Raw genomic sequence first — 1,165 nt, forward strand, 5'->3', positions numbered from 1 at the left:
TCGCCGTCTTTATCTCCCGGCACTTGAGTGTCAACCTTCACGACTTCATTACCTTCATTCGATTCATTACCTGCCGGATCGACTACTTTGGCCACAACCCGAATCTCCGTCGTATCCCGCATCACCGGAACACCTTCCTCGTGATACCCTTTCGTCAGCATCGCTTCCGTCACCGCTACCTGTTTCTCTGTACCGTTCACGCTCAATACCAACGTGTCTCCTACCTCTGTCCCATCCGGGATAGTAATAAAGACCGGGGTTTGACCATCTTCACCAACTTCTTGGGCATTCAATGTACCGTCATTGTTTTTATCTTCACCAAAAACAATATTCGGTGCACCATCCGTATTAGCCGGCACTTTGTCGTTATTGCCATCACCATCTTTATCAATCGGTAACTCAACTTCTCTCCGGCTATCGTCTTTGTCACCAACTTGACCATCACCGTCTGTATCACCTGGAACCTTCGTATCACGTATAGCTTCGTCTACCAATGACGGTCCCTCATTACCCGCTCTATCTACGATTTTCACCGCAACTTTCAGTGATTTACCCTCTTCCGGAGCCGGAACATCAATCGTCACTTTACCTGCCGTTATATCATCCGGTGTCAGAACTTTCTCTACCGCTTCTCCACCCTCCGGACTCAACACAACTTTATCACCCGCTTTCACATCATCCGGTAATTCAACCTTCACCTGCACCTTTTTGTTACCCTTCTCATCATCAATTAGCTCTGATGGGGTAATAAACTCATCTCCATTACCAATTTCTACGCGCTTAGGTGCACTCGGTGCTGTGCTGTCAAGACTTATCGGCTCTTCCGTTTCTTTCGATACATTACCCGCCGGGTCTTCAATTCTACCCACAACTTTATAATCACCGTCTTTCACTTTGCCATCTTCTGTCGGGAAAGCCGATTTCGGAATCGTGACCTCTATCGGCTGGCCTGCCGTCCAGTCTACCGGGATAACTTTTTCTACTTTCACCGGATTGCCGTCTGTGTCTAATACCGGATTCCCCTCTTTATCTTTCAATTCTACAATGACTTTATCACCCGGGTTCACATTCGATGACGGTGGCGTTACCTCTACCTGAATGCCATCCTCAAGCTCTTTCGCATTAATGCCATCTTTCGCTTCCGGAATAGTTATCGTCGGACCTT

General features: G+C 47.6%; 1 protein-coding gene. It reads right to left on the minus strand.

Annotated features, from left to right (window positions below):
• On the minus strand, positions 1-1,165 hold a 1,165-nt coding region (locus BKK54_RS11780), incomplete at both ends, for a hypothetical protein (protein ID WP_158074631.1).

Source organism: Rodentibacter genomosp. 1, from assembly GCF_001999285.1.
GTDB lineage: Bacteria > Pseudomonadota > Gammaproteobacteria > Enterobacterales > Pasteurellaceae > Rodentibacter.